General features: G+C 45.4%; 21 protein-coding genes. 11 read left to right on the plus strand and 10 right to left on the minus strand.

The annotated features are described in order from the left end of the window. Positions 1–76: 76 nt before the first annotated feature. From L865_RS0114850 to L865_RS0114860, 3 genes are all read left to right on the plus strand, one after another. Complete coding sequence (locus L865_RS0114850; protein ID WP_028773953.1) at positions 77–718, plus strand: hypothetical protein; 642 nt, start codon at positions 77–79, stop codon at positions 716–718. 198 nt (positions 719–916) lie between these two features. Beyond that, entirely contained in the window at positions 917–3,067 is a 2,151-nt protein-coding gene (locus L865_RS0114855; protein WP_028773954.1) for an LruC domain-containing protein, read from the plus strand. An 18-nt stretch (positions 3,068–3,085) separates the two neighbouring features. Continuing rightward, entirely contained in the window at positions 3,086–3,646 is a 561-nt protein-coding gene (locus L865_RS0114860; RefSeq protein ID WP_028773955.1) for a hypothetical protein, read from the plus strand. A gap of 56 nt (positions 3,647–3,702) precedes the next feature. Here the strand turns inward: L865_RS0114860 and L865_RS0114865 are convergent, their stop codons facing one another. Beyond that, positions 3,703–5,091, minus strand: a complete 1,389-nt coding sequence (locus L865_RS0114865) for a hypothetical protein (RefSeq protein ID WP_028773956.1) — start codon at positions 5,089–5,091, stop codon at positions 3,703–3,705. Between the two features lie 64 nt (positions 5,092–5,155). Next, positions 5,156–7,372 (minus strand): TonB-dependent hemoglobin/transferrin/lactoferrin family receptor, encoded by a 2,217-nt coding sequence (locus L865_RS0114870; protein WP_028773957.1) that lies wholly within the window; start codon positions 7,370–7,372, stop codon positions 5,156–5,158. A gap of 525 nt (positions 7,373–7,897) precedes the next feature. Between L865_RS0114870 and L865_RS0114875 the strand changes: the two genes are divergently transcribed. Together L865_RS0114875 and L865_RS0114880 are read left to right on the plus strand one after the other, a co-directional pair. Next, entirely contained in the window at positions 7,898–10,132 is a 2,235-nt protein-coding gene (locus L865_RS0114875) for an acyl-CoA dehydrogenase (protein WP_028773958.1), read from the plus strand. Between the two features lie 370 nt (positions 10,133–10,502). Continuing rightward, complete coding sequence (locus tag L865_RS0114880; protein WP_028773959.1) at positions 10,503–10,835, plus strand: hypothetical protein; 333 nt, start codon at positions 10,503–10,505, stop codon at positions 10,833–10,835. Positions 10,836–10,981: 146 nt separating this feature from the next. Here L865_RS0114880 and L865_RS0114885 read toward each other — a convergent pair whose 3' ends face one another. Further along, entirely contained in the window at positions 10,982–11,956 is a 975-nt protein-coding gene (locus tag L865_RS0114885; protein WP_211237704.1) for an alpha/beta hydrolase, read from the minus strand. A 200-nt stretch (positions 11,957–12,156) separates the two neighbouring features. Between L865_RS0114885 and L865_RS0114890 the strand changes: the two genes are divergently transcribed. Next, a complete protein-coding gene (locus L865_RS0114890) occupies positions 12,157–12,816 on the plus strand; it encodes a cupin domain-containing protein (RefSeq protein ID WP_028773961.1) in 660 nt (219 codons plus the stop codon). Positions 12,817–12,853: 37 nt separating this feature from the next. Here L865_RS0114890 and L865_RS0114895 read toward each other — a convergent pair whose 3' ends face one another. Both L865_RS0114895 and L865_RS0114900 read right to left on the minus strand, forming a co-directional pair. Then, positions 12,854–13,396, minus strand: coding sequence for a hypothetical protein (locus tag L865_RS0114895; protein WP_028773962.1), 543 nt, complete (start codon positions 13,394–13,396; stop codon positions 12,854–12,856). Between the two features lie 328 nt (positions 13,397–13,724). Continuing rightward, positions 13,725–14,660: a LysR family transcriptional regulator gene (locus tag L865_RS0114900; RefSeq protein ID WP_028773963.1), complete on the minus strand. Its 936-nt coding sequence runs from the start codon at positions 14,658–14,660 to the stop codon at positions 13,725–13,727. 213 nt (positions 14,661–14,873) lie between these two features. On the opposite strand from L865_RS0114900, the gene L865_RS0114905 reads away from it, so the two are divergent. Then, positions 14,874–15,503 carry an NAD(P)H-dependent oxidoreductase gene (locus L865_RS0114905; protein ID WP_028773964.1) on the plus strand — a complete coding sequence of 210 codons (630 nt, stop codon included), beginning with the start codon at positions 14,874–14,876 and terminating at the stop codon, positions 15,501–15,503. A gap of 10 nt (positions 15,504–15,513) precedes the next feature. Then, positions 15,514–17,424: a monovalent cation:proton antiporter-2 (CPA2) family protein gene (locus tag L865_RS0114910; RefSeq protein WP_028773965.1), complete on the plus strand. Its 1,911-nt coding sequence runs from the start codon at positions 15,514–15,516 to the stop codon at positions 17,422–17,424. A gap of 45 nt (positions 17,425–17,469) precedes the next feature. Here the strand turns inward: L865_RS0114910 and L865_RS0114915 are convergent, their stop codons facing one another. The 3 genes from L865_RS0114915 to L865_RS23945 all read right to left on the minus strand — a co-directional run bounded on the left by L865_RS0114915 (position 17,470) and on the right by L865_RS23945 (position 18,552). After that, on the minus strand, positions 17,470–17,778 hold the full coding sequence (locus L865_RS0114915; RefSeq protein WP_028773966.1) for a DUF1272 domain-containing protein: 309 nt from the start codon (positions 17,776–17,778) through the stop codon (positions 17,470–17,472). Between the two features lie 28 nt (positions 17,779–17,806). Further along, positions 17,807–17,962 (minus strand): hypothetical protein, encoded by a 156-nt coding sequence (locus L865_RS25570; RefSeq protein ID WP_157577597.1) that lies wholly within the window; start codon positions 17,960–17,962, stop codon positions 17,807–17,809. Positions 17,963–18,258: 296 nt separating this feature from the next. Further along, complete coding sequence (locus L865_RS23945; RefSeq protein ID WP_051484638.1) at positions 18,259–18,552, minus strand: OsmC family protein; 294 nt, start codon at positions 18,550–18,552, stop codon at positions 18,259–18,261. Between the two features lie 108 nt (positions 18,553–18,660). On the opposite strand from L865_RS23945, the gene L865_RS0114930 reads away from it, so the two are divergent. After that, a complete protein-coding gene (locus L865_RS0114930; RefSeq protein WP_028773967.1) occupies positions 18,661–19,572 on the plus strand; it encodes a LysR substrate-binding domain-containing protein in 912 nt (303 codons plus the stop codon). A gap of 83 nt (positions 19,573–19,655) precedes the next feature. On the opposite strand, the gene hpf is transcribed toward L865_RS0114930, so the two are convergent. Further along, positions 19,656–20,012 carry a ribosome hibernation-promoting factor, HPF/YfiA family gene (hpf, locus tag L865_RS0114935; RefSeq protein WP_028773968.1) on the minus strand — a complete coding sequence of 119 codons (357 nt, stop codon included), beginning with the start codon at positions 20,010–20,012 and terminating at the stop codon, positions 19,656–19,658. 330 nt (positions 20,013–20,342) lie between these two features. Here hpf and L865_RS0114940 point away from each other — a divergent pair, with 330 nt between their 5' ends. Then, on the plus strand, positions 20,343–20,792 hold the full coding sequence (locus tag L865_RS0114940; RefSeq protein ID WP_028773969.1) for a hypothetical protein: 450 nt from the start codon (positions 20,343–20,345) through the stop codon (positions 20,790–20,792). A gap of 192 nt (positions 20,793–20,984) precedes the next feature. Beyond that, positions 20,985–21,434 (plus strand): OsmC family protein, encoded by a 450-nt coding sequence (locus L865_RS0114945; RefSeq protein WP_028773970.1) that lies wholly within the window; start codon positions 20,985–20,987, stop codon positions 21,432–21,434. 17 nt (positions 21,435–21,451) lie between these two features. Here L865_RS0114945 and L865_RS0114950 read toward each other — a convergent pair whose 3' ends face one another. Next, positions 21,452–22,486 (minus strand): HD-GYP domain-containing protein, encoded by a 1,035-nt coding sequence (locus L865_RS0114950; RefSeq protein WP_028773971.1) that lies wholly within the window; start codon positions 22,484–22,486, stop codon positions 21,452–21,454. Between the last annotated feature and the right edge of the window lie 11 nt (positions 22,487–22,497).

Below are 22,497 nucleotides of genomic sequence, written 5' to 3' on the forward strand. Positions count from 1 at the left end.
TATTGAAATAACACGAGTTTGGACCTCACCAATGATTACGGTGAAAGGAAAGCACAAACGGCATTAGGAAAAAGTCATGACTATGAAGCTATCGCAAAATGCTAAACTGGAACTCGGGACACTTATGGTTAACACCGACGAGTTGACCGACCTGCTAACCCTGTTACCTAAGGAAAGGTTAGCTCAGTATCCTCAACTGCAAAAAGAGCTTTTCAGTAAACACCCCAAGGTAAAAGCCTATAACAAAGCCATTAAAGATAAGCGGTTTAGCAAGGAGGAATATCTCGACCGAATTTTTGCTCGGCTAGATATATTTGCTTATGAACTGGCAATTGAAATGAATAATGACTTTTTGATTGACCGAGTCAGACTTATCGTCGGTGATGACATTGACCAAATCGATGAATTATCTATTCCTGACATAGGTGCCGACGTCATCGGCAGAATACTAAGTGGAATGGCTAACCAAGTGAACAAACAGTTTAGCCCCAAAACAGAACACCCCTTTTTAGCTGAGCGCGGCCGAATAGACCATAGCTTTTGGCGCCATGCTGATAAAGCATATTTAGCCTTTGAAGAGGGGTATGTCACTCAAGCAGCACTGGATGCATGGTGTCAATTGAACCTTAATACACGCTGCCCCCAGAGCTTTATACGCTGGCTTAAGACCCATGGTGACCCTAGGGAACTAAACAGTTGGCAACAATACGCCAAATAATCAAATCTCAGGCCTACACTTTCCAATGACAGTTAATGTAGGCCACATCTATCATTCTGCGAGTATCCAATGCGATGCGCTTTGCATTATGCGATATAACACCACTAGTTAACAACAATCACCTTTAAATACAATAATTTAAATATTGGCACCACTCGTGCATAGCTTATCCTACCTAGCTAATGTGAGGGATACATCATGCCAAGATTAACCACACCACTATCTTTAAGTTTGGGCTTAATAGCAATGAGCCAACTGACTTATGCAGGCGAATTTCAAGCCTGCCCTACGCAAGCATTTATCATCCAAACGCCTTCTTCTACACCTAAAACCTTTGGCGTTGATCTCGCAACCGGTAGCTATAACACGTTGTCTGCTGATATGGGCCGCACTAAAGCCTATAACGGCGTCGGTTTTAGCTACCATGACAACTACATTTATGGTTGGGATTATCAAAGTAATACCTTAGGCAAAGTCGGCGACGACTATCAGATCACCCCCTTGAATATGAGCAAAGATAACGATGCAAGTAGTGCGGGGGACTTCTTCGTCGGCGATGTCGCGATAGCCGAAAATGCGTGGTATGGCTACCGTAAAAACAAAGGTCTTTTTAAGGTAGACCTAAACGATAGCAACAACTATTCAATGAACATTGTTGCTGGTAGTAAAAACCGCGCGACTTTCAATATTACTGACTTTGCCTTTCATCCAACCGATGGTTACCTCTATGCACTCACTAACGGCAGTATTGGCCGACTAATCCGCATAGACCCTCAAACTGGGTCTGCCACTACCCTCGCCGATGTATTGACCTCGTCAGGAAGTAACTTTGTGTTCGGTGCACAATTTTTTGACCCCGATGGCAACCTGTATGTCAGTAACAATAGCAATGGTAATATCTACCGAGTCAACGTTAACGACGCTAATCCACAGGGTGAGTTATTTGCCTATGGTCCTTCATCATCAAGTAATGATGGGGCTCGCTGCGCACTCGCCGAAGTGCCAGTTGGCGACAATGTCGACTTCGGCGATGCACCTGACAGCTATGGCACGTCAATGCAGAGCAATGGTGCCCGTCATTCCATTGTGGCAGGGCTCAATTTAGGTAGCTCAGTTGACAATGAAGCCGATGCGTATGTTGCCCCGCTAAGTGATGACAGTAGCGACGGTAGCAATGATGACGATGGTATCAGTATGCCTACAGGGTTCGAGCTAGGCGAGACTGCAATCGTACTGGTTGATGTAACCGGCAATGATGGCTACCTCAATGCTTGGTTTGATTGGAACCGTAATGGTGAGTTTGAAGCTTCGGAGCAAGCCATCTTGGCAGAGCCCGTCGACAATGGCAGTAACACCATTTTTGTCGAAGTGCCTTCGTGGGCACAAACCGGTGACACCTGGGCGCGCTTTAGATTAAGCACTCAGCAAGATATTGCCGCTACGGGCGGTGTCGGTGACGGCGAAGTAGAAGACTACCAGATTAGCCTGACCGAAACGGGAGTCACAATAAACTACTACCCTTCCTCGTCCACTTACACTTCTATTGCCTATGAAGATCTTTACCCTGATCAAGGTGATTTTGATATGAACGATGTCGTGGTACAGCTGCAGTTTGCTGAATACATTAAAGACAACAAAGTTCGCCGTATCAGCATCAAAGCGCAACTCGCCGCAATGGGCGCAGCCTATCACAACGGTTTCGCAATCCAACTGCCTGCAGTTGCTCGTAGCAAGGTCAAAGAGTCGCTGGTTACCTTATATGTGGATGGGGTTAAGCAATCCGACAACCCACTTGAAGCGGGGCAAACCAATGCGGTGATGATATTCACCCAAGATCTTTCTGATCACGTCACATTAGCCCAGGGTTGCCAATACTTGCGTACCGAAGCTGGCTGTGACACGGCATATCGCACCACTTGGGAGATGCAAATTCCTTTCAACACGCCAATTGAGACAAGTGCAATGCCAGCGTTTCCTTATGATCCATTTATTTTTGCCACCCCCAATACCGACCATGGCGAAATTGCTAAATACTACACCGACGGTAACAACCCGGGACGAAAGTGGGAGGTTCACCTCAAAAACATGGCCCCCACAGATACATTTGAGCCTAGCTACATTGGTGCCCGTGATGATGCCGCAGATGCCAGTTTAGGTCGATATTTCCAAACGGAGAGTGGTATGGCGTGGGCACTAGAAGTCCCTGTTGATTGGCAGCACCCGATTGAGGAGCAGCGCCTTGACAGTGCCTATATCGACTTCGTTGACTTTGCAGCAGACTCCAGTGGTGAAACAAAACCAAACTGGTACTTAAATCCAAACAATCAACTTGTATTCGGCAATCAATAAGCAGCTAAGGATAAGACTATGAATACCTTAACAAACTCGTCAATGAACATGGTGTTAAAAAGCCTCAAAATAGCCCTAGCCGCTTTCGGTGTGATTGTATTATCTGCCTGTGGTGGAGGCGGTGGCGATGACGGTGGTAGCTCACCTAGTGCTGCTGCGCCGTCAACAACGACACCGCCGGCGACCACGACGCCACCAGCGACGACAACACCACCTCCGGCAACGACACCGGATCCAGTGCCCGACCCAAGCTCATTAGATGACTTAGCGGTGGACCCTGATAACATGTTGCAATCGGTTTTTGAGTTAGCCATAGATATTGATTTGGGCAGCACCGAACGGGCTTACTTCTCGCTTTGTGACCAGTTCCAAAACCAAGGTAGTGACTATAAAGTGAACTATAACTCTTGCTTGTATCGTGGGGCATTAACAGATGGAAAACTAAGCAGTGCCATCAAAGTGGCAAACCACCAAACAGAGTTATTGGCAGTGTTATGGAAATATGATGGCTCAGCGCCAAGGTTTCAGCTTTGGCAGCACCAGCAAGGCACCAACCCAAAACTAACCATCAACAACTAAAAACTAAAAAGGCGATACTTAACGTATCGCCTTTTTTATCTGACAAATAGCGCCACCTACATGACTTTAGCACTTGCCACAGCGTTAAAATCGCGGCTATATCGTAACTCAAACTCTTCTCGAGTTTGCGCAGATACCGGCATAGGAACGAGTGGTGACACTTGCAGACGCTTATCTAAATCTGCTGCACCATATCCAAGAGCAAATGCATCACTCGCCTCACCTGCTGCAAGCGTTTGCAACATACCCACATCATCACGCTCAGCAACAATCAGCGCTTGGTTGGTTATGCCACCGCCCATCCAATGAAATTTCACATCTTCAGGTAGCGGTGCGATAAACAGACTGCTGTTTTGGCTAGCTGTATAGACATTACGATAAATGTATCGACAGTACGTTGGATCTTCAGCACAAAACGGGCCACCACCGGTGTAAATTCGATCGGCATAGTGACCGACAAAATCCATTTGTTCAGTTGCGCCTTGAAGCTCAAAAGTCACCTGCGTAGCTAAATTATCTCCTTGGTCTTGATGTGATGGGAACTCAACATCAAGTTGGTAGTCACTAATATCATCAAATGTGATTTGCTGCGCTTGTGCTTGACGGCGTTGAGACCACATTTGTAGCTCATTAACGCTAGACTGGCGCACAATAATGGCGGCTTCATCATCAGCAACTGGCGCCCAAATTGTGGCATCCAGTGCTTCAGTCATTACGTCTGCAGCAAGTGGATACTGACTGTACTGTACGACAGTGCGATCAGCACTCATTGGTGATTCCACAGTCAATAGCTCGCTTTCAATTGAAGCAGTCACAGTGACTTCATCTTGAGCCTCAAAATCACGGGTATCAAACAACTCAGAGAACAGCAGTTGACCAGCGTCATCATGGCTAGTTACCAGCAATGGCGACTCTTCTGCGAGGTTAACTTGCAAAACATCTTGGCTCAGTACGCCGTTGGCGACATATTGCAGTTGCTGACCACCACTTTGATTGACAAAGCTCAGTGATTTAACTGAATCCTGAATTGCAGCACATTGAGCCACATCACCATCATCGATAGCATGCAGTAACACTTTACTTGCCTGAGAAATCAAGCTGATCTCATAAGTCGCGCTACTCCAAGTTTTAAAGTCGGGATTTTGGCTGCGATAAAAGTAACTCAAATAACGGCTATCTTCGGGTAGCTCTTCTAACAAAATGGCACCATTTTCATTAGACTCGCCACTGATTAGCACAGCACCTTGAGTATCATAAATCGTATACTCAACACCGGCGATACCACAGTTAGGGCTTTTCTCACTGCTGATATACAGTGCATGCACCAACTCTTCAGCTGGTGGCCAGTTGTCTTCCGGTGGAGTGGGCGTACCGTCGTTAGGGTTATTCGAGTCACACCCAACAATAAGCAATGACAACATGATGGCTAAACTAGTTTTTTTCATCAAAATTCCTTACTCATACCCGATGAAACTGGGTTTCACCGGATACGAAATGATAGGTGGATACTTAGAATTGGTAGTTAACTTTTAAGTTGAAGTAGCGCCCTGGCTGGCTGTAGGTCTCTTCGGTCACACCCAGATTAGACATCAAATACTTTGACTGACCGGCCACATCGGCATACTCCACATACTCAGTGTCAAACAGGTTGTAAACACCAGCACGCACGGTCCAATTATCAGATAAAGTCACACTCGCAGTTAGATCAAATACCGCGTAACCGGCGGTATTAAATACCTCATTAAACGCTTCTCCAACCGGGAAAATGTTCAGATCAGTGGTTCTGTCCATCTTGTCTGCAAAACGCACGGTTAAGCCAAAGTCGGTTTCTTTGTTGGCAAGGTATGCATAGTAGTTCAGGCCAACATTACCTTTTAATGGGCTCACACTATTGAGGTAATCACCGTTTTCATCTTCACCATGGGTGTAAGCTATGTTACCCCAGAGTTGAATATCATCATTTAACCATTGGCTGAACGATGCTTCCGCACCGTATAAGGTCACTTTGTCATAGTTAATATAGCGATACTCTAACGAAGCAGGCGCAAGACAACCTAGTGGTCCGCCACAACCTACAAACTCCCAATCAATGTAGTCATTAGCTTGGGTGTAGAAAGTCGTCAGTTCATACTGGGTATCACCATGGTGACCGCGCACACCAACTTCGATGGTGTGGCTAGACTCAGACTCTAGGTCATAGTTGGCTAAAATCTTTACAGGAAATGGCATTTTGCCATCTTTAACTTCTAGCTCGCCCCACTTTTGATCTGGGGTCGGCATCTTGTAACCGTATGCGTATTGCGCGTATACGTTAACGTTATCAGTCACATGGTAAACTAGGCCCAGTTTTGGCGACCAAAAACCATCACTCATCTCGGCAAAGTCTTCAGGATCACGTCCGGCATCTGCAGCTTGCTGCTGATCAGGAGTATTCTTGAAATAATCGTAACGTAAACCAAGAATGGCATTTAGCTTGCCATCATAGAACGTCATGTCATCTTGAAAGTAGGCCCCGACACGCAGACTTTTGGTATCAGCAAAAGAGAAAGTATCGGTATCAGACGGATTCCAATTACCATTGCCATCAATAACTTGATAGTCACGTGGACGGCTCATTTCTGATTGCTCAACATCTAAACCATAAACCATATTATGATCATGGCCTGTCAGTGACAGGGATTTGCTGAATGTGCTGGCAAAGCCGATACGATACTCATCAAATTGATAGTCACGGTGCTCATAAATATCACGCTCGTAACCTTGGCTGCCATTGTAGTAATCACGCTGCTCACTTTGATCAGTCTTACCATAGTACAGCACGAAATCGACATTATCGTGGATACCACGGTCTTTAGATGAGCGCAGGCGCAATGAAGTATTTAACACCTGAGTTTGACGGTCGTAGTCAACTGACTGAGTGTTATCTTGACTATCTTCCCAGCGGTCTAGCTGCTGGTTAAGGTAGTCAACGGTAAGCTGCAAATTAGTGTCATCGTTAAAATGGTACTTGCTCTTAACTAGGAAACTATCGGTGATTAAGTCGCTCAGGGGCAGCGTCTCATAATAGTTTTGCTGCTCTTCGCCGTAGCGGCGCTGATAGCTCACTAGATTGTCAAAGTTACCCGCGGCAAATGCACTAGTAAAACCACCACTATATTCATCGTTCATACCGGTGTAACCCGCGTTTGCAGAGAAATAGTAGTCACTGCCCTGTAGGTAATCATCGGCATCTTTTGAAGTCATAACCAAAACACCACCAAGGGCATCTGATCCATACATAGTTGAAGCTGCAGCTTTAAGTACTTCAACCTGCTTTAGGCCTTCAATTTCAGTTAAACCACGGCCGGTACCTTCAGCACCTGGGCCGAGTGGTGAGGCATATTGGTTATTAACCCTCACACCATCTTTAACCATCATGACGCGGTTGCCACCGATACCACGAATAGTGACCGAACTAGGTTTACCCGCACCACCTTTGACATCAACGGCAGCTTCGGTTCTAAACAAGGTTGAAAAATCAGTCGACATATTGCGAGCAATCGCTTCTTCGTCAATAACGACCACAGAACCGGCAACCTGATCGAGTGTCTGCTCCATACGAGAGCCAGAAACGACAATCACTTCGTGAAAATTTGAGTTTGTTGTTACTTCTTCTTCAGCCATGGCTTGTGGCGCTAAAACAGCTGCCACTGCGGCACTGATCGCTTTGATCGAAAGCTGCTTCATTAATCGCAATCCTTAATTAAACCTTAATAGGAATTAATCTCATCTATGGAGGCGCAGGAGTCTACCATGAACAAAAATTAACGAAGCGATCACGATCCCATTCTTCAATCGTTACAGAGTAAATTTACCGGCTTTTCAGCACCTTTGTTAACGACGGGTAAATAAGCGAAAAACCAACAACATTAGCAAACGCTCAAGCATTTATTTGGACAACAAATGTATTAAGATGTATCACGCTTTATTCACCAGATTTAACACACAATTGCTGTTCATCAGCTTAATCAAAATGAACCCGCTCCTGCTAACCATGTCGCGACAATTGCCACATATCTTGCTGCTAGCTAAAAATAATTTAAAAAGTATCTCACTGAGCGTACACGTGTAAGCTAATGAAAAAATTACCTTTATTAATCTTATTGCCGCCACAAATTCAAACAACCGTTTAAAAAGGTTGTTTAGTGTTATTGATCTAGTTCTCATTTTATGACGTAATGTGATTATTATTTCTGGTCGGATGAGAATAAAATGAGTATAAGAACCCAACTTAAAAAGATAATGCCAAGCATTTCAACAACCGAACAAGAAGCCCTTGATGCGGGAGATGTATGGCTAGAAGGCTCAATTTATCAAGGTATTCCTGACTTCGATGCACTACGTGCTATCCCGAATGCCAAACTGAGCGCTGAAGAGTCTGCTTTTTTAGCGGGACCTGTGACAACACTGCTGGAAATGATTGACGATTTCGCCATTCAAAGCAGCAAGCACTTACCCGACAATATTCTCGACTTTTTGAAGGCCAACAAATTCTTTTCCCTGATCATTCCCAAATCGTTTGGCGGCCTAGAATTTAGCCCCTATGCAAATTCAACCATCGTTGCCACTATTGCGGCGAAAAGTTCTGCCGTTGCGGTCACCGTCATGGTCCCTAACTCGTTAGGCCCTGGTGAGCTACTGATGCACTACGGCACCAGTGACCAGCAGCAATTCTGGTTACCTCGCCTTGCTGAAGGAACCGACATCCCTTGCTTTGCATTGACCAGCCCTGAAGCAGGTTCCGATGCCGGCGGCATCCCGGATATTGGCACGGTCACTATGGGCGAATATCAGGGTGAACAAGTACTCGGTTTATCAATAACTTGGGATAAACGCTATATCACGCTCGCCCCCATCGCTACGGTACTCGGCTTAGCATTTAAAGTACAAGACCCTCAAGGGCTGCTGGGTCAGCAACATGATTTAGGCATTACTTGCGCACTGATCCCACGCTCGCACCCAGGTGTTGAGCTGGGCAACCGTCACGACCCAATGGGCGTGAATTTCTACAACGGTACCACTCGCGGCCAAGATGTCTTCATCCCAATGGACTTTATTATTGGCGGCCAGAAAAACATCGGCCGAGGTTGGGCAATGTTAGTTGCTTGCCTAGGCGCAGGACGTGGTATTTCATTGCCGGCCTTAGGCGTTTCAGTGAGTCAATGCTCATTTAAGTCATCGACTGAGTACGCGGCTGTGCGTGAACAGTTTGGCCTATCTATCGGTAAGTTCGAAGGCATTCAGGAAAAGCTCGCCGACATTGCCGGTAAAACTTACTTGCAAGAGTCGATGCGGGTCCTGACAACTGAAGGTCTGGGTATCGGATTAAAACCCTCTGTGGTTACCGCAATTGCCAAATATCATATGACTGAGCTCGGTCGCGATATTCTTAACTCCGCAATGGATATCCAAGCAGGTAAAGCAATTCAGCGCGGCCCACAAAATACCTTAGCATCGGGCTATGTTGCGCAACCTATCGCCATTACCGTTGAGGGCGCGAATATCCTTACTCGAAATCTGATGATTTTTGGACAAGGTGTGATGCGTTGCCACCCTTACCTGCAAAACATGGTAGAAGCGATCCATAGCAACCATGACAATGCCGATAAAGTATTTAATGGAATTTTACGAAAAACTGTTGGCTACAGTGTCAACAATAGCTTGCGCGCACTGCGTCTAGGAGTACTGCCATTTACCGCTTCAGCAAACTCAAAGCTACCTGAAGTGGTCAGCTATGAGAAAAATGTCCATAAACTTGCGGCGAAACTTGCGGTATGTGCTGACTTTTCACTATTAGTGCTTGGTGGCAAGCTAAAGCAAGCCGAGATGCTATCTGCGCGTTTGGGCGATGTGATGAGCTATCTATACGCCGCCATGGCATCCATTCGCTACTATGAGACGAAACTCAGTGCTGAAGAGCGCGTTGAAGCCGCACCCTACTTCCATTATGCAACACGTTGGTCATTGACCCAGGCAGAGAATGCCTTAATGGCATTCTTAGATAACTTCCCAGCGTCTGCGCCGCGCAAACTGATGCGCACGCTAACGATGAGTTTTTCTCACAAAATGCCAAAGATCAACGATGACTTGGTACGCGAGCTTGCCGAGCAAGCTCAGCTAGACACTCAATTTAAACGTCATCTAACCCACTTAGTACAGCCTGTGGCTGGGGATGGTAATGACATCAATGAGCAGGCTTACCACGCCAAACTTGCCTGCTTACCTTTGCTGGCTAAAGTGAAAAAATCGCTTCGCCGAGGTGACTTTAAAGGCGGTGCACATTTTGCGGTGACATTAGAAAACGCCTTAGCTGCCAAAATCATCAACCAAGATGAGTTTAAGCAACTGATGGATTACAACAGCAAACGACTGCGTGCAATTCGAGTCGATGAATTTGACTTTGACCTGAACCCTATTGTCGTCAAAGCCGATTTAAAAATCGCTTAACACTTAAAAATAAAATGAAAGGCAGCCTTCGGGTTGCCTTTTTTGTATCGACATCCGAGTAATCTTGCCCCGCTTACCGTGGCAATTGCCACAACTTGATATACCGCAATACCGCATTTAATCCGCACAATGTCAGCGATTTCACACCATGTACCCTCAGCCACCAGCAAAAAGCACAATAACGACATATCAATAACTGGGTATCAATAACTTGTCGGTTGATATTTAAGCAACTATCTTCAATGTAGGCAGTTGTTTTCTTAGTGTAAAGAAGCAGCTGTATCATAATAATGTCAGCTAATGATAATTATGAATGCGCTGCCGTACTGAGCGAACGGTTAATACTTTCGATAATATTAAGGATGCATATATGAAAAAGATCAGCGTTGCACTTGTTGCCCTCATGCTTGCCGCGTGTGCTTCATCACCCGCCAATTGGAAAGGAATGTCTGAGCGCGAGATTGTTGATTGGAAAGAGATAGGATTTGATGCTGCCAAAGCCCAGGCTTGGCGCGGTGGTGGATTTACACCAGAGCTTTCCGAAATTTGGACTAAAGCCGGTTTTAGCTTAGAAGATGCTACCGCATGGAAAGGCCAATCTTTTAATGCAGAAGAAGCTAAGACTTGGCGTGGCAGTGGCTTTGATCTTGAAAAAGCTATCGAGTCTCGCGAACAAGGATTAACCCCGGTAAAAACCAACTAGCGCGGCCGTTATCTAGGCCCCGTTACCGCTTGAGCATCAACCAACAATACAGTTAGGCCATGTGTCCGCTACGTTTATCACCTTGATAAAAGCGTACCGACACATGGCCTAAAACAAGCAATCTAAAACATTGGATGGTTCCAAGCTTAGGGTAAGTGCAGCACAATACTGCGATTATCAGGTTTGACTCGGCCACCATCGATGGCATCCGCCATGTGCTTGATGATTGGGCTGACCGTATTGCCCGACTTATCGGTCAAAAAATAACTATGGCCTTTTAAGTCCAATTTATTGTTAAAGTCATCACAGTCAACTTCGTAGACTTTATTAGGTAACCGAGATAGCTTCTCAGGCCCTGTCATCCCCATCCGCCGTGAAAGGGTTTTGTTACGGATATTGGCAAGTTTCGACGCCGGCATTGATAAATCATCATTGGCAAAATACACCACCACATTTCTGCTACTATCGACGATATGCCTGCCGGGCTGATCTTGCTCTAAAATCTCATTTTTGACATCCGCTGCAACCATAAAAGTGTTACGGAACAACTGCGGCATATTGCCCGCAGCATGCTTTTCCGACCAGTCGTTTAGCGCATTTTTAAGCACCCGGTTACCCATTGAGTGTGCCAACACATTGATTCGCTTAAGGCAAGGCTCTGCTTGCTGCGCCTCAGCTCGGCGCCAACTATCAAATTTACCTAATAATCGCGCAAAAGCTGGACCGCTGGCATCTGCAGCATCTTGATCATCCCAATAGTCGTCAGCAAATGCGACTGCACTATCGTCATCACATGGCCAGATAAGCGGGATAACGTGCACTAGTCCGGGCCTTTCATTGTCCATCAGCTGTTGCAATTTAGCGGCATTATTGAAAATGTCCGGCTCCATATTATTGTTAAATCCATGAATATAGAACAGCAGCTGAGTCTCTGCTGGTAACGCTTTTAATCTTTTAAATAGTTCAGGGCTTTTAATCTCGACATAATCATCTTCACCGCGTCGTTCACAAAAATACAAATATTGTGCCGCAGCGGTATTGTCATAGTTGAAACTGATTTTTCGATTACGCTTTGATTTAGCTGATTGTTTTGGTGTGCGGCTGGTAATAAACAGCATCATCCACCTCCTTTTTAATTATGTTGGGCATCCTATTGCGATACAATGAGTAAATAACAAACATACAGTTTGGCGACCTTATTACCCATTGCATTAAAAAATAGCTGAGCAAATTGAGAACACCAACGACAACATCCCAATTTCAGCAATAATCAGTCTTTCGCCTACTCAAATAAAAAAAGATAGCCGGAGCGCAAAGCCCTATGGAAAACCTCAATTTAGATTTCAGCCAAACCGTCCATATTGATACCGAGCAGCAACCATGGCTGCCAAGCCCAATGCAGGGCGTTGAACGTAAACCATTAGCAAGGCAGCAGCAGGAATCAGGGCATGCAACAAGCATTGTACGTTATCTGCCTGGCGCTCGCTTTAAGCGTCACTTGCACCCTATGGGAGAGGAAATTCTGGTGCTATCGGGCACCTTTAGTGATGAGCACGGTAATTATGGGCCTGGCAGCTACATTCGCAACCCGCCTGGCAGTGCTCATGCGCCTTTTAGTGAGCAAGGATGCACTTTGTTTGTCAAACTAAACCAATTTGATAAACAGGATAGCGCCAGTGTGAGAATTGACACACAGACTACGCTTTGGCAACCGGGACAAGGCGGATTACAAGTGATGCCATTACACGATTATGCAGGTCAACACACGGCACTGGTTAAGTGGCCCGCTGGTGAGCGGTTTTTATCACACAAGCACTTTGGTGGCGAAGAGATATTAGTATTGAGTGGCTGTTTTGAGGATGAATACGGTAGTTACAACGCGATGAGCTGGCTTCGAAGTCCACACTTGAGCCAGCATCAGCCTTTCGTACAACAAGATACCATTATTTTTGTCAAGGTCGGACACCTGCCAGTCAGCTAGCCGACACCGAACCTAAAAACTTCTATTGGCTGTGTCATTACTTAACGCTATAGCCTTTAGCTTCTAAACAAGCTGCACGAGCACGCAGAAAATCTTGTTGTCCTTCGGCATTGCTTTGCTCAGCAGCCTGAACCGCCTGCTGTTCCGCCGCCACTTGTTGCTTTGCTTGTTGCTGGTTTGCACGGCGACTTTGGCGTCTTGCGGCGACTGCGCCAACCCAAGCACCATTCTGTGCCGCATCACTGCGATCATCATCTCCAAACTCTGCAACCACCGCACCGGTCGCCGCTCCCGCCATGGCACCGCGCATACCTGAGCCTCGCTCTGCACCTTGATCAACGTCTGTAGTCGCTGGTGTTACTGCAACCTGAGGGTTAGCAGGATCATAGTGGCTTTGTTCTATCGCCCAAGCATCACAGCTTGATTCATCGAGTTGTTGTTGCTCTGCAGATTGACCTTGCTCTGGAAACACGAACTGCTCATTCGCACTGACGGTCTGAGATAATGACGCGCCAAGTAAAAGCATCATGGTTAAGCCAAGCTTACCGATAATCGATGTTGCTAGATGAGATTGAGTCATAAAGATTCCTTTAAATAATATAGCTGTTTTGCAATCATCATTAGCAGAACAAGTGAGGCTTGCTCGCTAAACCGCGATAGTTCATTGCTTTGATTATTTAATCACCATTATAGTGTCATCATTTAAAACATAAACAGCAACCAATAGAACCAAAGGTTCTGAAATTCGGAACCCCTATTAATATAGACACACAACTTAAACCTATAAGCTGGAACCATGTTCTAAAGTCATGACCTAAAAATACGGTGACATAACCCCAAGGCAGGTGGTTTCCGCTGACAAGGTAAAATTCACTTCATTAGCCAACAAGGGGTACGTTGTTATTATTTTATTCACTATTGACCATTTTACTCACGCCAGTTTGCGCAGCCTGAGCGAGATCCATGTTGGCAAACTCGGCCACAATAAAATCGATAAAACGACGTTGCAACAATGGCATGAACTGATTGGATCGGTACAACAACCAGCTGTGTACTTCATATACTGGCGTTGAAGCATAAACACATTTTAGACTTCCCAGCTTGACCATCGCATCACCAATATGGACAGGCAGAGCGACGATACCGACCCCAGCAATTGCCGCATTAAGTATCGCACCCACATCATTACTGGTGAACACGGTACGCATATTCTGCGGTTTGAATTTGCTTGTCAGCGGCATACGCAGTAATTCTCCACCGGGCATTCTTGCTTGAATATAAGGCAGTTCAGCTAGCTGCTCTATATGACTCGGTAGATTGTGTTTAGCTAAAAATTCACTACTGGCATACAAGGATAATTGTGCAGTTTTTAGTTTACGCGCAATCATCTCACTATCAGGTAAGCTTTCACCATAATGAAAACCAACATCAACATGCTTAGCAATGATGCTTGTCGTATCGTTACTACTTAGTATCTCAACGGTAACCTGCGGATGACTCGCCATAAAACGGTAAACAAGATCATTAATAGCATGGCTGTGAGCACTGGCCGCTAATTGCACCTTTAAATGACCACTGACTTGTTGTTTGGGAAACTTAATCGCATTGATGGTATCGTCAAACTGTTGCAACATTGAGATAGCGTTATCGTAAAACACTTGCCCTTGCTCGGTAAGCTGCAAGGCGCGAGGCTGACGAACAAATAGCTTAGCCCCTAAAAAATGCTCCAGTGCTTGTATTCTGCGGCTCACATTAGACTTAGGTAAATCCAGTAACCCAGCAGCTTTCACTATGCTGCCACTGTCTACGACCTGAATAAACAGCTTAATGTCTTGAGTTTTCAAACGTGACCCTTTCCCAACCTATCACCCATCTAGTGTTCAAACCTATCACACTTAATGGCCCATTGGCATGGTCAACACCCGCTTCCATATTTGCGACTTAAGGAGTAATAGCAAAGATATTCCCGCCTATTCTAGGTTGGCATTGTCATGACGGTTTACTTCAAAATGCACTATGCTAAATTGGAATTAGTATCGACCAAACAAGGAAATGTCATGTCTGTAGTGAGAAATAAAATACTGATTTTATTTGCACACCCTTCACTTGAGCGCTCTGAAGTCAATAAACCCCTGTTTAATGCCAGTCTGCGCCATCAAGATGTCACCGCTATAGACCTTTACCGTGAATACCCCACTTTTGATATCGATATTGAAGTCGAGCAGCAACGTTTGTTAGACCATGATGTCATCATTTTTATGTTTCCACTATTTTGGTATTCAACCCCCGCTATTCTCAAACAATGGCAAGACTTGGTGCTTGAATATGGTTTTGCCTATGGAGCCAATGGCACTGCGTTAACGGACAAAGTGTTTTTCTGTGTCACAACCGCAGGTGGTGCTGAAGCCGCTTATCAGCAAGATGGCTATAATCACTTTACCTTAAGAGAGTTGCTTCACCCTATTGAGCAAACCGCCAATTTAACTCATATGAAGTACCTGCCTCCTTTTGCGCTATTTAGCAGTCGCAATGCTGCCGAACAGGGGCGGATAACCGAACATGTAGACCAATTTATTTCTCTGCTTACAGCCTGTGCTGAGCAGCGATTAGATATCCAGCATGCTGCCACTTTACCGCTGCTCAACCATGCACTGACTAGTGCCCATACCCCATTAACTGGCGAGTGAGGATTACACTATGACAGGCTATTTTATTGATGCATTTATCTACCTATGCGCAGCGGTAATTGCAGTCCCGCTAGCCAAGCGTTTTGGTTTAGGCTCTGTGCTGGGTTATTTGGTGGCTGGGGTAGTTATAGGTCCGATTGTTGGCAGTGAGAACACCAATAGCCTGCAACACTTTGCTGAGTTTGGTGTGGTCATGATGTTATTTTTAGTCGGGTTAGAATTAGAGCCCAAAAAACTGTGGGAAATGCGCAATCGCTTGATGGGTCTAGGTGGCCTTCAAATTGGCTTAACCACGGCAATCATTACTGCAGGCGGACTATTTTTTGACCTCGGCTGGACCGTGGCGCTAACCATCGGCCTGATATTCGCACTATCGTCTACGGCAATTGTGCTGCAAACCTTCAATGAAAAAAACCTCACTAAAACTGAAGGCGGCAATAACGCATTTTCGGTATTGCTGTCTCAAGATATTGCCGTCATTCCGATGTTGGCTTTATTGCCATTGTTGGCACTACCCGAACTCGTCGCGCAAGCTCAACATGCGACCGCGCAAGCAGCTGAACATCACGAAGAGTTATCATTAGTCGCAGGGCTACCGGGATGGGCTTACGCTGGTGTGCTTCTGCTCGCTATAGGTTTTGTCGGTGTTGGCGGCCATTACCTCAGCCGGCCATTATTTCGCTATGTTGCAAGCTCAGGGCTGCGAGAAATTTTTGTTGCGACGTCACTGATGTTAGTCATCGGCATCGCGGCGCTAATGAGCTTGGTGGGTCTCTCTCCAGCGCTCGGCGCATTCCTAGCCGGGGTGGTGTTAGCCAACAGTGAGTTCAGGCATGAACTTGAATCAAATATCGAGCCCTTTAAAGGATTATTGCTGGGATTGTTCTTTATAACCGTAGGTGCCGGTATTGATTTTGCCATTCTTGGTGAGAATTTATTGGTGGTTATCGCTCTGACACTTGCAGTCATGTTTATCAAAGCGTTGGTGTTGTACGTGCTGGCACTCATCTTCAAAATAAAAAATAGCGATCGCTGGTTGTTTACCTTAAGTCTTGCTCAGGCGGGGGAGTTCGGCTTTGTACTACTAAGCTTTACCGTGCAAAACAACATTCTTCCCGGTGATATTGCCAAAATACTCTTACTGGTGGTGGCGTTATCGATGTTCTTGACTCCAGCTCTGTTTATCTTTTTCGACAAAGTGATTTTGCCTAAATTTGAGCAAACTGAAAACCAAAGAGAGGCCGATGAGATCACCCACCAAGGCAGCGTGATTATCGCGGGAGTGGGTCGTTTCGGTCAGATGGTCAATCGTTTTCTCCGCGCTAACAAAATCGAAACCGTGGTACTCGACAGCCAAGTATCTCAAGTTGATAACTTGAAGAAAATCAATGTACAAAGTTACTATGGGGATGCTACCCAGCCAGATCTGTTGCATACCGCAGGTATCAGCAAGGCGGCCATGTTAGTCATTGCCATTGATAATAAAGAAGCCGCAATTGAACTGACAAAATATGTGAAGCATACCTACCCTAAAGTGAAAATTTTCGCTCGCGCATTCGACCGAGGGCATCACTTTGAACTTAAACATGCAGGGGCGGATTTTATTGTCAGTGAAACCTACCATTCAGCTCTGGAGTTAGGCAAAGAAGCGCTAATATCAATGGGCGTTCATCCTTATAAGGCAGAGCAGAAAAAGACCACCTTAAGACGATTGGAGCTTAGCTACAAAGACTCTTTATTTGATCTTTGGCGCAATAATACTGAAGACAGTAAGTACAGTATTCACTTTAGAGAACTGTTTATTGAGCTGGAAAACGCTATAGCTAAAGCGATGAAAAGTGAAAACGTAGATGAACAAGCTAAAGTCGAGCGAGGCTGGACTCCGCCACCGAAGAACTACCTCGATGATTTCAAGGACTAAGCTGCGCTGATGCAATGCTCAGCTGATGTGAGCACTGCACACGTATTAACGGTGTTCAGGACTGATGGCGGCAATTGTTGCAGCGAATTCCCCCATTTCAACCACAGTGTAACGACTCACAACTTTAGTATCGCTAGCAGGCTGATGCAGTAGACTCACCCCGTCACGGTAAGCCTGCTTAGGCCGAATAGGCCTAGGCGTAAAGCCACCGCCACAATTAGGACACACATTTTGTAATTGCTCAGCAACGCAGCGACGACAAAAAGTGCACTCGTAACTGCAGATCATCGCATCGGTAGAGTCCGGGCTAAGCTGCACTTCACAGCATTCACAGTTGGGTTTAATCATTAACATGTTTATGCCTCTGTGTTTGCTCAGTCACTTACGGGTTGACGATATTAGTAATGATGTTGGTTTTTACCGAATTGGCGATAAAGCACTGCTCATGGGCTAAATGATGTAAATGTGCTAACTGCTCTTCACTGGGTTTGTCTGCGCCATTGTTATTGCTAAATACCACTTTAGGATTTAATACCAATCAGTATAAACATTTAGTCACTCAGCGAGAGTTTAGCGGTACTGAGGCAAGGCAACGAGTGAAGAGCATAGTTGTTCTACGGTTAAACTCGTTAACACAGCATCAGAACCGCTAAAATTCGCCATTCTGGCGCGTTTTTGGCTACCTATTTCTGCGTTGAATAACCTCGCAAGGGAGCAACCATTGTTTCAGTTATTCGCCTTGAATTAGTTTGCCAAAAGCGCGCTGAGTTGATCAAATTCTTATACTGATTGGTATAACACTACTTCAGTCATGGCCAGTTTCCCTTGCTCATCCTACGCCATTTTTCCGCAAGCATTATCCTCATAGGACTGCACGATGTAACCCGCCTTTGCGGCAAAGTGCAGCAAAAATAGCATATGGCAACTGGATAATGAGGCAACAAATGCTTCTTCAGGATCAACCGCATTTTCATCAGAAAAGGGTAAAGGCACAATATGTGGCGATGACGATGCTGCGAGTTCAGCGCCACCATCGAAGCTCCACGTATGGGCTCGACTGTAGCGACCTTTTGTAAAATCATCCTCATCACTGTGTTGCCATTGAACTCGTGCATTGTAACTCGCCATATTCTATTAACCCTCTACTTTAACTCGATTTGTTATCGAATTATCCCTTGAAGCTTAGCCATTAATAAAGCAATATTATTTCACCAGCTATTAAGTAAAACTCACATCATGTCTACTCACTACTCACTCGCCGCTATTCAGACCTTTACTGTTGTTGCCCAAGAGCTGAGCTTTAGTCGCGCTGCAAGCCTACTCAATATTACTCCCAGTGCCGTTAGCCACCAGATTAAACTACTGGAGCAACAATTAGATGTGAGTTTATTTAATCGAAAATCCCATGGTGTCACACTTACAGTTGCCGGTGAAAATCTGCAAAAATTTGCCACCATGGGCATACAAAACATTCAACATGGCGTCCATCAAAGTCAATTTGCTAGCCAAAGAACCCGCTTAGTGATAGCGGCAATCCCCTCGTTTTGCCAACGTTTTTTGATCCCTAAGCTCAGTCACTTTCAAGCCCAGTATCCCGACATCGAGATAGAAGTTATTGCCCTAGATAAAATAGTCGATTTCAATACCACCCAATGCGACGCCCATATTCACTTCGGCAGTGGCGACTATGCCAATTTGCACAGTGAGTGGCTTGCAAAGGAGTCAGTCTATCCCGTGTGTCATCCTGCACTACTCAGCCATCAGCACATAAAAAACCAAGAGGCTAGCCACGCATTACTGCACAATCACACATTACTGGGATATCGCGCTGGTATAGAAGATGCGCCGGGAGGTGTCAGTTGGCCAGCTTGGTTTAGTCAGTTCAACATAGAAAGAGCTAGCAACCAAAATCAGCAGTGGTTTAGTCAAGTCTCGCTGGCGCTGACTGCCGCTGAGCACCAACAAGGAATTGTACTTGGTTGGCATCACTTGCTAGGCACTGCAATGACTGATGGTAAACTTGTACGCATAGGAAATGCACAACTTGATACCCAATTTCAATATTATCTGGTGGCGCCACCTGCACATTGGCACAAACCAGAATTAAAGGCCTTTCACCAGTGGCTCAAACAACAATTTGCTCACTAATAACTGCTATTTCAGCCACAAAAAAACCACTTTAAAAAGTGGTTTTTTTGTCTTACTCCCGCTTGGGAGTGTTAATTAGCAGGCTAGACCAGCTTCATCTCTTGCACAATTTCATGGGCAATTTCAGGCGTAGTGCTTACCGGCTTTTCATGTAGGTCTGATTTAAGCTGACCTTTGCGATGCTTTAATGCTGCATCGAGTTTTTTGGCTGCTGATGCAATAGCGGGATACATCACACTATTACCACCAGAGGCGGCTATTCGGCTTCCTTCATATTTGGTACTGATTTCAACCTGAAACTCGCCGTGCTCTTTCGAGATAATGATGTCGAGCGAAATCAAGGTTGGGAAATGTGTCTCGATTTTGGAAAACTTTTCGTTCACATGTTCTTTGATTGAATCGGTAATATCAACGTGGTGACCAGAAAGATTTATTTTCATAGGTTTTCCTTTTAAGAATTACTTCACTAATAGAACTGGGGACGCTCAACTGCAATCTCAAGGCCTATTAAACACTTTTTTATGTCTTACCCAATAACTCCCTGCATTTAGTGAATTTATGACATTTGTATCAATGTGCTTAACTCTACTGTGCACCTAAAAAAGCGTGCTGACAATCGAATTTGCATGATTTTTTGTTTAACTAATCAAAATCTGAACAACTAACAACGGATCAAGAATAGTTCATAAATCACATTTGTGTGCTTGTTCAGATAACATTCAGCTTAATTAGTTTATTATTCCACCATCAAAAACTTGGGGGAGTTAATTATGCAGGTCAATCAAAGTGTACAAAGTGTCAATCAGGTCTATTCGCAACCCGCGGTAACCCCAGCAGCTAACAGCGCCAATACTAGTAATCGCAGCAATACAGCGGCGCATGCTGATACCGTAACAATCTCTGCGCAAGCTATGGCATTGAGCCGCAATGATCGGTCAAGTTTACCAGGCACACTGCCCGCATTACCTAACAATGGTGATAAAGTTGATGCGTATGTCGACTACAAAAAGGCCCAGATGCAGTACCAAGTAGCCTCAGATTTAACCGGAATTGCAACTGGCAATGGCAACGGTATTTCAGCGCCCACGGCTTACTATCTAAACAATAATGATGATGCCCGCTCGGCAGTGGTCAATCAGCAAGTTCAACAACAAAACCTCGCTGCGATGCAAGCATACGCGACCGCTAGCGACAACGCCCAGCAGTGGTATGAAGAGTAGTTGACACATTTCCCCCACACAATAGAGTACACCAAGAGCCAGTCCATACTGGCTCGCATCACTATCCCACCCCCAAAATAGTAAGCAATCACTTTAGCAACCAGCCAAATATTGGACTTTGGCGTCCCCACAAGCCTATTTGAATTTGTAAGCTACAATGCTAGGCTAGCCCTTTTGCGCCAAAGGCCCGCTATGTTGTTCTCATCAAAATTAACTTGGGCTAATCGCCAACACACTAACTTAGCCACACCACTGGCATGGTCACGGCAACATCAGATTAGTTTGCAATCAGGTCAGATACTTGAGTGTTCGAGTGCAGCCGCTTTTAATGGCGATGCAGATAAAGCTAACCCAGAGGAGTTATTACTTGCTGCAGTCAGCAGTTGCCATATGTTGAGCTTGCTGACCATTGCAGAGAAAAAGCGCTGGCATGTTACTGCATACCAAGACTATGCCCAAGCGATACTTAGTCGCAATGCTCACGGTTTGCAGTATATTAGCGAGATCACTTTAGCCCCTAAAATTAGCTTTGCAGCTAGCTCTCCAACAAGTGACCAGTTGGAAAAAGCCCATCAATTAGCACATCAACATTGTTTTATTGCCAATAGCATTAAAGCTAAGGTGATCATTAATCTTGATTAATGGCCAAAGAAGCCGTACTACTCATCTCGCCATCGCTCCATCACTTCGACCACTTGTGGTAAGCATTGATTGACAAACGCCTCTGCTAGTTGAGGGTCAAAATGGCCACCAGCTTCAGTTTTTATTAACTCTACCGCTTCTTCAACACTCCAGGCTCGCTTGTAGGGGCGGTTACTGGTTAGGGCGTCAAATACATCGGCGACCGCTACAATACGGCCCTCTAAAGGAATGTCGTTACCCGCCAAACCGTTAGGGTACCCAGAGCCATCCCATTTCTCGTGATGAGTTAACGCCACAACCTTAGCAACCCGCAGCAATTCAGACTGATCATCGCCGAGAATCTCCGCACCAATCGCAGCATGGGTTTTCATCACTTGCCACTCATCGTTATCAAGTTTGCCGGGCTTTTGTAATATCGCATCCGGAATGCCTATTTTGCCCACATCATGCATAGGGGCTGCGGCTTTTAGCAATCTGGCATCGGTTTCATCCATGCCGACAGCCAGCGCTAGCAAATAGGTATAATGGCTCATTCGAATAACATGCAAGCCGGTTTCATTGTCTTTGTATTCAGCAGCTCGGCCTAGTCTCTGAATCACCTTTTTTTGATTGTTAGCCAAATCAGCTGTCGCTTCGCGAACTTTTCTATCTAACTCGCGGTTTTGATTGTAAAGCGCCAAATGCGTACTGACCCTAGACTTAACAATAGGTGGGCTGATAGGTTTAGTAATGTAGTCAACTGCACCTAATGACAATCCGTGCAGCTCATCTTCTTGGGCTATTTTGGCTGTCACAAAAATAATCGGAATGTGCTTTGTCAGCGGATCAGCTTTTAGCTGTCTACATACCTCGTAACCATCAATACCAGGCATCATGACATCCAATAAGATCAAATCTGGCGGGCTGGCTAGACGGGCAATTTTTAAGGCTATCTCACCGTTTTTTGCCGCTTTAACATGGTAATCCTGCTTTAATATTCCCACCATGACATCAATATTTTCAGGGGTGTCATCAACCACTAAAATGGTCTCTCTCTCTAAAGCTTTGTCCATATACGCTTTCC

This window comes from Shewanella waksmanii ATCC BAA-643, assembly GCF_000518805.1.
GTDB lineage: Bacteria > Pseudomonadota > Gammaproteobacteria > Enterobacterales > Shewanellaceae > Shewanella > Shewanella waksmanii.